The organism is Streptomyces sp. NPDC015346, from assembly GCF_043078785.1.
Classification (GTDB): domain Bacteria; phylum Actinomycetota; class Actinomycetes; order Streptomycetales; family Streptomycetaceae; genus Streptomyces.
This window is the reverse complement of sequence record NZ_JBIBTW010000002.1, coordinates 993,541-1,007,004: the sequence shown is the minus strand read 5'-3', so window position 1 is coordinate 1,007,004 and position 13,464 is coordinate 993,541. Positions and strand designations below refer to the sequence as shown.

Below are 13,464 nucleotides of genomic sequence, written 5' to 3'. Positions count from 1 at the left end.
GTCTCACCTACCGCGAGAGAAGCGATGCTCCAGGCCATCGGACTCACCAGCAGCCCCCGGCGCGACCTCCCGCCCGCCGTGGAAGATCTCACCTTCGAGGTCCGGCCGGGCCAGGTCACGGCCCTTCTGGGCCCTGCCGGTTCCGGCAAGACCACCACCCTGCGGCTGATGCTCGAGCTCGAGCCGGGCCGCGGCGTCACCTACTTCCGAGGTCGCCCCCTCCGGCGCATCGCGCATCCCGCCGGAGAGGTCGGCGTCCTGCTCGGTGACGTGCCGGGGCATCCCTCGCGGACCTTGCGCAGCCAGTTGCGGATGCTGTGCGCCGCCACCGGGGTTCCCGCGACGAGGGCCGACGACATGCTCCGGGCCGTAGGCCTCACCGGCCTCCACGACCAGCGCATCGGCACCCTGTCGCGCGGGATGGACCGCCGACTGGGGCTCGCCTCGGCCCTGTTGGGCGATCCGCACACGCTGCTGCTCGACGAGCCGGGCGCCGGCCTGTCCACCCGGGAGACCGCCTGGCTGCACGAACTCCTGCGCGCCCACGCCACCGACGGCGGGACCGTCCTCTACACCACCAAGGACCCCAAGGAGGCGGCCCGCCACGCGGACCGGGTGATCACCCTCCACGACGGTCGGCTCGTCGCCGACCAGGACGTCGCCGACTTCGCCCGTACCCGGCTGCGGCCACGCGTGGTCGTCCGTACTCCGCATGCCGCGCGGCTCGCCGCCGCCGTCACGCAGGAGGCGCGCGCCGCCCGCCGTTCCGTCGAGGTCGTCGCCGAGAAGGGCAACCGCCTCTCCGTCTACGGAAGCGACTGCGCCGAGATCGGCGAGACGGCCTTCCGGCACGGAGTGCTGATCCACCAACTCGCCGACGAGGTGGGTGACCCGCGCCCCGAGGCCGCCCCGAAGACCACCCGGACCGCTCCCGAGACCGGAGCCGCCGACGTCCGGAAAGCCGCCGGCGCCAGACCGGCCGACGCCGCCGGCGCGGGCCGCGAGCAGGTGACGCCCTCCGCGCGACGGCGGCCCTCCCGATCGCCACTGCGCCCGCTCCGGTACGAGATCCACAGGCTCCTCGGAGTCCCGGCCACCCCGCTCGTCGTCGCCTCGGTCCTGGTCGCCTCCGTCCTGATCGCCCTGCTGCTCGCGCGCGGCGGCCGGACGCCCCTCCCTGCCGTCCTCGCCGGCTGGCCCCCTCTCTCCCCGCTGCCACCCGCCGCCCTCGGCGCGGGCCTGCTCGGTGCCTTCTCCTTCGCGGACGAGTACCGCTACCCGGCGCTCACCACCGGGCGCGGGACGGTCCCACGCCGTCTCGGCCTGCTGCTCGCCAAGCTCGTGGTCGCGGCGGCGGTCGGTCTCTTCCTCGCCGTGCTCGTCGTGGTGGCAGACCTGGAGGCCGTCCGGCTGGTCTACGGCGGCGACTTGACCCCCGTACCGGAAAACTGGCCGACCCTCTGCGCGAGTTGGCTCGGGCTGATCATCGGCTGCGCCTGGGCCGGTGTGCTCGGCGCGGGGGTCTTCCGGGTCGCCGCCGCCGGAGTGGCGGCGGTGCTCTCGGTGCCGGTGCTCCTCGTTCCGCTCGTGAACAACATCCCCTCAGCCCCCTCGGGCCGCACGATCGCCGGACTCCCCGCCCGGCTTCGGGGACTCGTCAGCATGGGATGGCCGTCCGCCGTCGACCAGTGGCTGACGGGCGCCGTACGCGTGCTCGCCCAGCCTGTGGGGGTGGCGCTTGCACTGGCGTTGACCGCTCTGCTCTGCGCCTATCTGCTCACCGGCCTTCGCCGTAAAGCGCGTTGGTGACCGGTTTCGGATCGAAAACTTCCGGTCGGTCGGCAACTCGCTTGCGATTGGCCCTACATGTCCGACTAATCGTCAATTGTGTAGCGGGTGCCGATCACCCTTTCGTGTGCTTTTCACCAAAGACCTCAAGGGTCACGGAATCAACGCCGACAAAGGATGCGTGAGTACCCTTGCGCACACCATGATGACCGCCGCCCGCCCCGTCGACTCCGGCCTCGGCGCCCCGGGCGATCTCGATCGATACCCGTACGCGGAGACGCCGGTCGCCGACCGCGTGGCCCCGCCCTCCTGGGAAGGAGTGGAGACGGACCTCGGCCGGGTCGGTCGCCGCAGCACCGGCAGCCGCGGTCGCGGACTGCACGGCCAGCTCGTCCAGCAGCTCGGTCAGATGATCGTCTCCGGCGACCTCGGCGCCGACCGCCCGCTGGTCCCCGAAGAGATCGGTCAGCGCTTCGAGGTCTCCCGCACCGTCGTGCGCGAATCGCTGCGCGTCCTGGAGGCCAAGGGCCTCGTCAGTGCCCGGCCCAATGTCGGCACGCGGGTCAGGCCCGTCAGCGACTGGAACCTGCTGGACCCCGACATCATCGAGTGGCGGGCGTTCGGCCCGCAGCGAGACGACCAGCGCCGCGAGCTGAACGAGCTCCGCTGGACGATCGAGCCGCTGGCCGCCCGGCTCGCCGCCGGCCACGGCCGTGAGGACGTCCAGCAGCGCCTCGCCGACATGGTCGAGATCATGGGCCACGCCTACGCCCAGGGCGACGGCATCACCTTCTCCCGGGCCGACACCGAGTTCCACTCCCTGCTCATCCAGCTCGCCGGGAACCGCATGCTGGAGCACCTCTCCGGGATCGTCTGCGCCGCGCTCCAGGTCTCCGGCGGCCCGGTCATCGGCTGCGACCGCCCCGGCGAGTCCGGCCTCGCGCACCACGCGCGCATCGTCGACTGCCTCGCCGCGGGGGACGCCAACGGCGCCGAGGCGGCCATGCGGCAGCTGCTCACGGTCCACCCGGAGGTGGAGCGGGTCGTACCCGCTCCCCGTGAGCACTGACCCGCGGGCCATGGCCAAGGGCGCGGAGCCGTACGCATCGCGTGTCGCCGGACCCGCGCGGAACCCGGGGATCATGACGTATCCCCGGGGGCCGCGCGGGTTCCGGCGGCTCTGATGTACGACGAACAACCGTTCTGGCCGTTTCGTCGCAAATGAGGTGTGACTCGGGCCACGCGGATTGGGCGTAACACTCCTCGAAGCCGTGCGATGACCTAAGAGGTGACAGCCGAGGAAGGAATACAGCAGCCGCGTGAGGCGCTGTGCAGTTCCCCGGTCCAGCCCGCGCCGTCGGCACATTCCCCGTCGACGGTCGTCGGCTCCAGCCCGATCATGGGCGGGGCCGGAAGCCGTTTCCATCGTTCCGAGAGGTTGTTCGTGTCGGCCAGCACATCCCGTACGCTCCCGCCGGAGATCGCCGAGTCCGAGTCTGTGATGGCGCTCATCGAGCGGGGAAAGGCTGATGGGCAGATCGCCGGCGATGACGTGCGTCGGGCCTTCGAGGCTGACCAGATTCCGCCAACCCAGTGGAAGAATGTTCTGCGCAGCCTCAACCAGATCCTCGAGGAAGAGGGTGTGACGCTGATGGTCAGTGCAGCGGAGTCGCCGAAGCGCGCCCGCAAGAGCGTCGCTGCGAAGAGCCCGGCCAAGCGCACCGCCACCAAGACCGTCACCGCCAAGACGACCGTGACGAAGACCGCCACGGCCGCCGCGGCGGCCCCGGCGGCAGAGAGCGCGGACCCGGCCGACGAGGCCGGAACGCCGGCCAAGAAGGCTGCCGCCAAGAAGGTTGCGGCCAAGAAGACGGTGGCGAAGAAGACCGCCGCCAAGAAGACGACGGCCAAGAAGACCGCCGCCAAGAAGGACGCCGACGAGGTCCTCGAGGGCGAGGAGCTCCTCGACGACGTCGCGCCCGGCAAGGGCGAGGACGAAGAGGCCGAGGGCGAGAACAAGGGCTTCGTCCTGTCCGACGAGGACGAGGACGACGCTCCGGCGCAGCAGGTCGCCGTCGCCGGTGCCACCGCCGACCCGGTCAAGGACTACCTGAAGCAGATCGGCAAGGTACCCCTGCTCAACGCCGAGCAGGAGGTCGAGCTCGCCAAGCGCATCGAGGCCGGTCTGTTCGCCGAGGACAAGCTGGCCAACTCCGACAAGCTGGCGCCCAAGCTCAAGCGCGAGCTGGAGATCATCGCCGAGGACGGCCGCCGCGCCAAGAACCACCTCCTGGAGGCCAACCTCCGACTGGTCGTCTCGCTGGCCAAGCGCTACACCGGCCGCGGCATGCTCTTCCTGGACCTGATCCAGGAGGGCAACCTGGGTCTGATCCGCGCCGTCGAGAAGTTCGACTACACCAAGGGCTACAAGTTCTCCACGTACGCCACCTGGTGGATCCGTCAGGCGATCACCCGCGCCATGGCCGACCAGGCCCGCACCATCCGTATCCCGGTGCACATGGTCGAGGTCATCAACAAGCTCGCGCGCGTCCAGCGCCAGATGCTCCAGGACCTGGGCCGCGAGCCCACGCCGGAGGAGCTGGCCAAGGAGCTCGACATGACCCCGGAGAAGGTCATCGAGGTCCAGAAGTACGGCCGTGAGCCGATCTCCCTCCACACCCCGCTGGGTGAGGACGGCGACAGCGAGTTCGGCGACCTGATCGAGGACTCCGAGGCGGTCGTCCCGGCCGACGCGGTCAGCTTCACGCTTCTCCAGGAGCAGCTGCACTCCGTCCTCGACACGCTCTCCGAGCGTGAGGCCGGCGTCGTCTCCATGCGCTTCGGTCTCACCGACGGTCAGCCGAAGACGCTCGACGAGATCGGCAAGGTCTACGGCGTGACCCGTGAGCGGATCCGTCAGATCGAGTCCAAGACGATGTCGAAGCTGCGGCACCCGTCCCGTTCGCAGGTCCTGCGGGACTACCTCGACTGATCCTTCGCGAGGATCGGTCACCGGCGACTCACCGGCATCCGAAGGGCCCGGTTTCCCGAAAGGGGAACCGGGCCCTTCGGCCGTGCGGGGGTGCAGGGACGCGGCGCGTGGACGACCCTGGGTGAACGGACATCACCGGAGAGTCAGGAGGCTCTATGCGTCGCCCCATCGCCCGAACGGTGACCACTGCCCTGGGCCTGATCGCGGCCGCGGCCGGGCCGCTCGCCACCGCCGCGCCCGCAACCGCCGACAGCGTCGTGGTCGGCGGCCAGCCCGCCAGGATCGCCGACGCGCCATGGGTCGTGGCGCTCTCCAGCCGTGACCGGTTCGGGGGTACGCGCGCGGGTCAGTTCTGCGGGGGCGTGGTCGTGGCGCCCACCCGGGTGCTCACCGCCGCCCACTGCCTCGGCCGGGAGGTCCTCGGCGGCGAACCGTGGGAGGTCTCCGACTTCAAGGTCATCGCGGGCCGCAGCGCCCTGCGCGCGGAGGGCGGGGAGGAGATCCGGATCTCCGGGACCTGGGTCAACCCGTCCTACGACGCGGCCACCAACGTCGGCGACCTGGCCGTGCTCACGCTGGCGAGCGCGCTCCCGCAGTCCTCCGTGATCCCGACCGCCGCCCCCGGTGACGCCGTCGAGGCCCCGGGAACGCCCGCGACCGTGTACGGATGGGGCGACACGACCGGCAACGGCGCCTACGCCTCGTCCCTGCGGTCGGCCCCCGTCCAGGTGCTGTCCGACGCCGCGTGCGAGCGGGCCTACCCGGGAGGCTTCGGTACGGCGTACCGCGCCGGGACGATGCTGTGCGCCGGAGACCCGGAGGGCGGCAAGGACGCGTGCCAGGGGGACAGTGGAGGGCCGCTGGTGGCCGGTGGGCGGCTCATCGGCCTCGTGTCCTGGGGCAGCGGCTGCGGACAGGCGGAGAGCCCCGGTGTGTACACCCGGGTGTCGGCGGTCCTGCCGTCGTCGACGCTGCGGCCCGTACGAGGGTGAACGCGCGCCGAGGGTGAACCCGGGCGCCCGGGAGCCGTGAGGAACCGGGCCCGGGCATGAGAACGGGCGGTCGCCCCCTGTGACTGCGGGGGCGCCGCCCGTCGTCCGGTCAGCGACCGGCCCTTGGCTCGTCGTGGATGCGAGGCGTCAGCGGTCCTCGTCTGCTGCCTTGGCCGGCACGTCGGTGAGCCGGTCCGTCTCATCCTGTATTTCGGCGGCGATCTTCTTGAGTTCCGGCTCGAACTTACGCCCGTGGTGGGCGCAGAAGAGCAAGTCACCACCGCTGGTCAGGACGACGCGCAGGTACGCCTGGGCGCCACAGCGGTCGCAGCGGTCAGCGGCCGTCAGGGGGCTCGCGGGGGTCAGAACAGTAGTCACGTCGCCTCTTCTCTAGCTCGACGAGCTGTCGTACCAGGGTCAACATCCAACCAGGCCGAAAACGTTCCCGCTCGTGGCTTTTCCTCGAAACTTCTTCCCAGGTGGCTGTCTGCTGCCGGTTGGCGGCGAATGAGCCGTATTGCGTCGCTCTACGGATTTCGCATTGCTTGTCTCGGTCCGTCCTCCCGGCTGGGTTGCCGGTTGTTCATGAGGACGTGCCCGGAGCCTAAATGGTTCATGCCAGGAAGGGAACGTGATGTTCACGTCACCCCTTCGAGGGATCGAACACCCATGCGACTCTGCACTAGCATGAGAAATCAGGAGGGTGGCGTGACAACGGCTCTACCAGGCATCGGTACCCTCTGACCGGTGACCGACGCCGGGCCTTACCCCATCGAGCCAGTTTTCAAATTCAGCGAGGAGCGAACCGCGTGACCGCCGATACGTCCGTGCCGTCCAGTGCGCTGCTGACCGCAGACCGTGACGGTTCCAACTACACCGCGCGGCACCTGCTCGTACTCGAAGGGCTCGAAGCGGTCCGCAAGCGCCCTGGCATGTACATCGGGTCGACCGACAGCCGCGGCCTCATGCACTGCCTCTGGGAGATCATCGACAACTCCGTCGACGAAGCCCTCGGTGGCTACTGCGACCACATCGACGTGACCCTCCACGAGGACGGCTCCGTCGAAGTGTGCGACAACGGCCGGGGCATCCCGGTGGACGTCGAGCCCAAGACCGGGCTCTCGGGTGTCGAGGTCGTCATGACCAAGCTGCACGCCGGCGGAAAGTTCGGCGGAGGCTCGTACGCGGCCTCCGGCGGTCTGCACGGCGTGGGCGCCTCCGTGGTGAACGCGCTGTCGGCCCGGCTCGACGTCGAGGTCGACCGGAACGGCTCCACGCACGCGATCAGCTTCCGCCGCGGCGTCCCCGGCATCTTCACCGAGCAGGGCCCCGACAGCCCCTTCGACCCCGGCAACGGCCTGCGCAAGATCAAGCGCGTGCCGAAGACCCGCACCGGCACCCGGGTGCGGTACTGGGCCGACCGGCAGATCTTCCTCAAGGACGCCAAGCTCTCGCTGGAGCACCTGCACCAGCGCGCCCGCCAGACCGCCTTCCTGGTGCCGGGTCTCACCATCGTCGTCCGCGACGAGCGCGACCTGGACGGCGTGGGTAAGAGCGAGGAGACCTTCCGCTTCGACGGCGGCATCAGCGAGTTCTGCGAGTTCCTCGCCCAGGACAAGGCCGTCTGCGACGTGCTGCGGCTGACCGGCCAGGGCACCTTCAAGGAGACCGTCCCGGTCCTCGACGACCGCGGGCACATGACACCCACCGAGGTCACCCGCGAGCTCGGCGTCGACGTCGCCCTGCGCTGGGGCACCGGCTACGACACCACGGTCAAGTCCTTCGTCAACATCATCGCCACCCCCAAGGGCGGCACCCACGTCTCCGGCTTCGAGCAGGCCATCACCAAGACGGTGAACGAGGTGCTGCGCTCCGCGAAGATGCTGCGCGTCGCCGAGGACGACATCGTCAAGGACGACGCCCTCGAAGGGCTCACGGCGGTGGTCACGGTCCGGCTCGCGGAGCCGCAGTTCGAGGGCCAGACCAAGGAGGTGCTCGGCACCTCGGCGGCCCGCAGGATCGTCGCCAACGTGGTGGCGAAGGAACTGAAGGCCTTCCTGACGTCGACCAAGCGAGACGCCAAGGCGCAGGCCCGGGCCGTCCTGGAGAAGGCCGTGGCGGCCGCCAGGACGCGCATCGCGGCCCGCCAGCACAAGGAGGCACAGCGCAGGAAGACCGCGCTCGAGACCTCCTCGCTGCCGGCCAAGCTCGCCGACTGCCGCAGCGACGACGTGGAGCGCAGCGAGCTCTTCATCGTCGAGGGAGACTCCGCGCTCGGCACCGCCAAGCTCGCCCGCAACAGCGAGTTCCAGGCGCTGCTGCCGATCCGCGGCAAGATCCTCAACGTCCAGAAGTCCTCCGTATCGGACATGCTCAAGAACGCCGAGTGCGGAGCGATCATCCAGGTCATAGGGGCGGGCTCCGGCCGCACCTTCGACATCGACGCGGCCCGTTACGGCAAGATCGTGCTCCTCGTCGACGCCGACGTCGACGGAGCGCACATCCGCTGCCTCCTGCTGACCCTCTTCCAGCGCTACATGCGCCCCATGGTCGAGGCCGGCCGGGTCTTCGCCGCGGTGCCGCCGCTGCACCGGATCGAGCTCGTCCAGCCCAAGAAGGGCCAGGACAAGTACGTCTACACGTACTCGGACAACGAACTGCGCCAGACCCTGCTCGAGTACCAGCGCAAGGGCATCCGCTACAAGGACGCCATCCAGCGCTACAAGGGTCTGGGCGAGATGGACGCCGACCAGCTGGCGGAGACCACGATGGACCCGCGCCACCGCACCCTGCGCCGGATCAACATCGGGGACCTGGACTCCGCCGAGCAGATCTTCGACCTGCTCATGGGCAACGACGTGGCGCCCCGCAAGGAGTTCATCACCAGCTCGGCGGCGACCCTCGACCGCTCGCGGATCGACGCCTGAGCCACGTGATCGCCGTGGGGGCGGAGCCGCCGGCTCCGCCCCCACGGCGATCACGCTTGTCAGGGCGCCAGGGGATCCGTCACCTGATGGGGTGAAGTGAACGGGGAGAAGAGTCCGGGATCTTCCTGCTCTGTCCATCCTTGGGCACGCGGCCGAAACGGTTCGCTGACAAGGAGAGTTCACCGGTGGAGAAGCACGAAGGGCCGGGCGCCCCCGCGGTGCGGATCGACGACCCCTGGTACGACGCACTGGCCGCCGGCTGGGGAGAGTCCGCCGACGCCGAGGCACCCGACGGCGCGGGAGCGCACGCCCCCGCGGCACCCGGCGCCGTGCCGCGGCAGCAGCCCGTCCGCAGCGCGTCCGACATCTACCTGGAGGTCCAGCGCAGCCCCGCCTTCCAGGAAGTACGCAGCCGCTACCGGCGGTTCGTGATCCCCGCGGTGCTCGCCTTCCTGCTCTGGTACCTCGCCTACGTCGTGGCGGCGACGGCGGCGCCCGGCCTCATGGCGCGGCCGGTCAGCGGGTCGATCAACGTGGCCATGCTCGCCGGACTCGGCCAGTTCCTCTCCACCTTCCTCCTGACCTGGGCCTATGCCCGTCACGCCCGTCTGCGACGGGACCGGGCGGCGCTGGACCTGCGCTGGGACACCCAGGAGATGACACGGGGGACGCAGCGGTGACCGGAGACCATCAGACCCTCGCGCTGCTGCTGTTCAGCGCGTTCATCGCGGTCACCCTGGCGATCACCACCTGGGTGAGCCGCAACCGGCACGGTTCGGCGGAGGAGTTCTACGCCGGCGGCCGACTCTTCTCCCCCATGGAGAACGGTTTCGCCATCGCGGGCGACTACATGTCCGCCGCCTCCTTCCTCGGCATCTCCGGCCTGATCGCGCTCTTCGGCTACGACGGCATGCTGTACTCCGTCGGCTTCCTGGTCGCCTGGCTGGTCGTCCTGCTCCTGGTCGCCGAACTGGTCCGCAACTGCGGCCGGTTCACCCTCGCCGACGTCGTCGCCGCCCGCATGGCCGAGCGTCCCGTCAGGATCGCCGCCGGGACCTCCTCCGTCACCGTCTCCGTGCTCTACCTGGTGGCCCAGATGGTCGGCGCCGGCAGCCTCGTCGCCCTGCTCCTCGGCGGCACCAGCGAGGCCGCGCGCTCCTGGACCGTGATCGGCGTCGGCGCGCTGATGGTGATCTACGTGTCGCTGGGCGGGATGCGGGCCACCACCTGGATCCAGATCGTCAAAGCCGTGCTCCTCATGGCCGGCACGATCGCGCTGACCGTGCTCGTCCTGCTCCGCTTCCACGGCGACTTCGACCACCTGCTCGCCACCGCCGCCGAACGCAGCGGACACGGCACCGACTTCCTCGCCCCGGGCCTGCGCTACGGCGGCGACTGGACCGCGCGGCTCGACTTCATCAGCCTCGGGATCGCGCTCGTCCTCGGCACCGCCGGCCTGCCCCACATCCTGTCCCGCTTCTACACCGTGCCGACCGCCCGGGCCGCCCGCCGCTCGGTCGTCTGGTCCATCGGCCTCATCGGCAGCTTCTACCTGATGACGATCGTCCTCGGCTTCGGCGCCGCCGCCATCATCGGCCCCGACGCCGTCCGCGCCTCCAACGCCGCCGGCAACACGGCCGTACCGCTCCTCGCCCTCGACCTCGGCGGCGGCGCCGGCTCGACCGGCGGCACCGTGCTCTTCGCGATCGTCGCCGCCGTCGCCTTCGCGACCATCCTGGCCGTGGTCGCCGGCATCACCCTCGCCTCCTCGGCCTCCGTCGCCCACGATCTCTACGCCTCGCTGCGCCGCCGCGACGCGCACGCCAAGCCGTACAGCGAGGTGACCGTGGCGCGGCTCGCCGCCGCCGGCATCGGAGCGGCCGCGATCGGCCTCGGCCTGCTCGCACGCGACCTCAATGTGGCCTTCCTCGTCGGACTCGCCTTCGCGGTCGCCGCCTCCGCCAACCTGCCGGTGCTGCTCTACTCGCTGTTCTGGCGGAACTTCACCACCAGGGGCGCGGTGTGGTCGGTGTACGGAGGGCTGGTCCCGGCCGTCCTGCTGGTCGTCCTCTCGCCGGTCGTCTCCGGCAGCCCCGACGCGCTCTTCCCGGGCGTCGACTTCCATGTCTTCCCGCTCCAGAACCCGGGGGTGGTCTCGATCCCGCTGGGCTTCCTGGCCGGCTGGATCGGAACGGTCACCTCCGCCGAGCCGCCGGACGCGGCCAAGCACGCGGAGACGGAGGTCAGGGCCCTGACGGGAGCGGGCGCCGTCTGACCGTCGGACGAGCGGGTCAGCCGGAGGCGGTCGACGCGGCCCAGACGTACCGGTGTTCGGGGCGGCCCGTCTCGCCGTACTTCAGCGAGAGGCGCACGCGGCCGGTGCGTTCGAGCAGCTTGAGATAGCGCTGGGCGGTCTGCCGGCTGACCCCCGCCCGCTCGGCGATCTCCTGCGTCGACAGCGGCCCGTCGGCGCTGAGCAGGACCTGTCTCACCAGCTCAGCCGTGGTGGGGGAGTGGCCCTTGGGCAGGTCGTGCTCCGCCCCGCCCGCGGAGAGGGCGCCGAAGATCCGGTCCACCTCGGCCTGTTCCGCCTCGCCACCGCCCTCCAGGGTGTGGCGCAGCGCCGCGTACGCCTCCAGCTTGGTGCGAAGGCCGGCGAACGTGAACGGCTTGACCAGGTACTGCAGCGCACCATGGCGCATCGCCGCCTGGACGGTCGCCACGTCGCGTGCGGCCGTCACCATGATCACGTCGGTCTGATGACCGAGCCGGCGAAGTTCCCGTACCACCGCCAGGCCGTTCTCGTCCGGCAGATAGTGGTCGAGGAGGATCAGATCGACGGGGACCTCGGCGAGACGGGCGAGCGCCTCGCCGGTCGAATGGGCGGTGGCGACGACTCGGAAGCCGGGCACCTTGGCGACGTAGGCCGCGTTGATCCGCGCGACCCGTACGTCGTCGTCCACGACGAGGACGTCGATCACCGCGCCTCCCCGACCGACTCGCGGGCAGGACCCGCCCCGGGTGTCGGCGTGACCGGGTCCGGCTCCGCGGCGGGATCCGGATCGGCCAGCGCCTCCGGAAGGACGACGGTGAACTCGGCGCCCCCGTCCACGCCCTCGCCGACCCGGGCGCTGCCGCCCCGCCGTTCGGCGAGCCGGCGCACCAGGGCGAGGCCCAGGCCGCGCTTGCCGTGGGAGGGCAGCGCCTTGGTGGTCCAGCCCTCGGTGAAGATCAGCTCACGCCGGTCCTCGGGGACGCCCGGGCCGCTGTCGCAGACCCGCAGGACGGCCGTACGGCCTTCGGCGCGCAGGGCGATCTCCACCCGCGCTTCGGCGGTGCCGGCGGCGGCGTCCAGGGCGTTGTCGACCAGGTTGCCGACGACGGTGACCAGCTCGCGCGGATCGACCAGGCGGTCGGGAAGCAGCGAGTCGGGCGCGATCCGCAGCGAGACGCCGCGCTCGGCGGCGACCGTGGCCTTGCCGACGAGCAGCGCGGCGAGGAGGGGATCGTGGACCTTCTCCGTGACCTGCTCGGCGGTGGCGCGGTGCACCCCGACGACCTCGGTCACGAACTCGACCGCCTCGTCGTGCATCTCCAGCTCCAGGAGGCCGAGGAGGGTGTGGAGGCGGTTGGCGTGCTCATGGTCCTGGGCCCGCAGGGCGTCGATCAGACCGCGCGTGGAGTCCAGCTCGCGCCCGAGCCGCTCCAGCTCGGTGCGGTCGCGGAGGGTGGCGACGGCGCCCCCGTCGTCCGTCGGCATCCGGTTGGCGATGAGCACCCGGTGGCCGCGCACGGTCACCAGATCCTCGCCCGTGACCCGGCCGGCCAGCACATCGGCCGTACGACCCTGGCCGAGCGCCTCCTCCAGGGGCCGTCCGATGGCCTCGGGGCCGATCCCGAGGAGACGCTGCGCCTCGTCATTCAGCAGCCGCACGCGACCGGTCCGGTCGAGGGCGACGACGCCCTCGCGGATGCCGTGCAGCATGGCCTCCCGCTCGGCGAGCAGTGCGGAGATGTCCGAGAAGGCCAGGTCGTGGGTCTGCCGCTGGAGCCGGCGGGAGATGAGATAGGCGGCCAGCGCGCCCGCGGCCAGGGCGCCACCCGCGTAGGCGAGGAGCCCCGGGATCGCCCCGAGCAGTCGGTCGTGGACGCTGTCGTACTCGATGCCGACCGACACCGCGCCGACGATGGCTCCGTCGGAGCCCCGCAGCGGCGTCTTGCCGCGTGCCGAGCGGCCGAGGGTGCCGCTGTCGATCTCCATGACCTTCCGCCCCGCGAGAGCCGCGCTGGGGTCCGTGGAGACGATCTTGCCGATCTGTGCGGGGTCGGTGTGCGACCAGCGCACGCCCCGGGTGTCCATGACGACGACGTACTCGGCGCCGGTGGTCCGCCGGATCCGCTCGGCCTCCGCCTGCACGGCGCCCCGAGGGGACGGGGAGGAACCGAGCAGGGCGGCGGCGACCTGGGGAGAGGCGGCGGTGTCGGCGATCGCGAGGGCGCGTCGCATGGCCTGGTCGTCGAGCTGGGCGCTGAGCGGGGCGAGGAAGAGGCCGGTGGCCAGCACGGTGACGCCGGTGGCGATGGCCAGCTGCATGAGGAGGACCTGGGAGAACACCCGCTGCGGCCAGCCGAACCGCCGGCGGCGCGACGGGGGCCGCGCGGGGGTGGTCGGTGCGGGGCTCATGGCAGGAACGGTACGGGGCGGGGGAGACCGACCGGAAATCTCCGTACGACGGCCGCTGCGCGCCGAGACGGCCGGACCCCA

Annotated in this window: 10 protein-coding genes; 7 read left to right on the top strand and 3 right to left on the bottom strand. The window is 71.1% G+C overall.

Annotated elements, in window-relative coordinates; genetic code table 11:
- Positions 1–24 precede the first annotated feature (24 nt).
- From ACF06X_RS10470 to ACF06X_RS10455, 4 genes are all read left to right on the top strand, one after another.
- A complete protein-coding gene (locus ACF06X_RS10470) occupies positions 25–1,809 on the top strand; it encodes an ATP-binding cassette domain-containing protein (RefSeq protein ID WP_392286799.1) in 1,785 nt (594 codons plus the stop codon).
- 160 nt (positions 1,810–1,969) lie between these two features.
- Positions 1,970–2,857: a FadR/GntR family transcriptional regulator gene (locus tag ACF06X_RS10465; protein ID WP_392286798.1), complete on the top strand. Its 888-nt coding sequence runs from the start codon at positions 1,970–1,972 to the stop codon at positions 2,855–2,857.
- 375 nt (positions 2,858–3,232) lie between these two features.
- Entirely contained in the window at positions 3,233–4,780 is a 1,548-nt protein-coding gene (locus ACF06X_RS10460) for an RNA polymerase sigma factor (protein WP_392286797.1), read from the top strand.
- A 155-nt stretch (positions 4,781–4,935) separates the two neighbouring features.
- Positions 4,936–5,772: a serine protease gene (locus ACF06X_RS10455; protein WP_392286796.1), complete on the top strand. Its 837-nt coding sequence runs from the start codon at positions 4,936–4,938 to the stop codon at positions 5,770–5,772.
- A gap of 147 nt (positions 5,773–5,919) precedes the next feature.
- Here ACF06X_RS10455 and ACF06X_RS10450 read toward each other — a convergent pair whose 3' ends face one another.
- Complete coding sequence (locus ACF06X_RS10450; RefSeq protein ID WP_392286795.1) at positions 5,920–6,150, bottom strand: hypothetical protein; 231 nt, start codon at positions 6,148–6,150, stop codon at positions 5,920–5,922.
- A 431-nt stretch (positions 6,151–6,581) separates the two neighbouring features.
- Between ACF06X_RS10450 and ACF06X_RS10445 the strand changes: the two genes are divergently transcribed.
- The 3 genes from ACF06X_RS10445 to ACF06X_RS10435 all read left to right on the top strand — a co-directional run bounded on the left by ACF06X_RS10445 (position 6,582) and on the right by ACF06X_RS10435 (position 10,974).
- Positions 6,582–8,699, top strand: coding sequence for a type IIA DNA topoisomerase subunit B (locus ACF06X_RS10445; protein ID WP_392286794.1), 2,118 nt, complete (start codon positions 6,582–6,584; stop codon positions 8,697–8,699).
- A gap of 185 nt (positions 8,700–8,884) precedes the next feature.
- Positions 8,885–9,379 (top strand): DUF485 domain-containing protein, encoded by a 495-nt coding sequence (locus ACF06X_RS10440; RefSeq protein ID WP_392286793.1) that lies wholly within the window; start codon positions 8,885–8,887, stop codon positions 9,377–9,379.
- Entirely contained in the window at positions 9,376–10,974 is a 1,599-nt protein-coding gene (locus ACF06X_RS10435) for a cation acetate symporter (RefSeq protein ID WP_392286792.1), read from the top strand. The genes ACF06X_RS10440 and ACF06X_RS10435 overlap by 4 nt, the downstream gene beginning before the upstream one ends.
- 16 nt (positions 10,975–10,990) lie before the next feature.
- Here the strand turns inward: ACF06X_RS10435 and ACF06X_RS10430 are convergent, their stop codons facing one another.
- Together ACF06X_RS10430 and ACF06X_RS10425 are read right to left on the bottom strand one after the other, a co-directional pair.
- Entirely contained in the window at positions 10,991–11,680 is a 690-nt protein-coding gene (locus ACF06X_RS10430; RefSeq protein WP_392286791.1) for a response regulator, read from the bottom strand.
- Positions 11,677–13,383 (bottom strand): ATP-binding protein, encoded by a 1,707-nt coding sequence (locus ACF06X_RS10425; protein WP_392286790.1) that lies wholly within the window; start codon positions 13,381–13,383, stop codon positions 11,677–11,679. Before ACF06X_RS10425 ends, ACF06X_RS10430 begins: the two co-directional genes overlap by 4 nt.
- Positions 13,384–13,464: the final 81 nt, after the last annotated feature.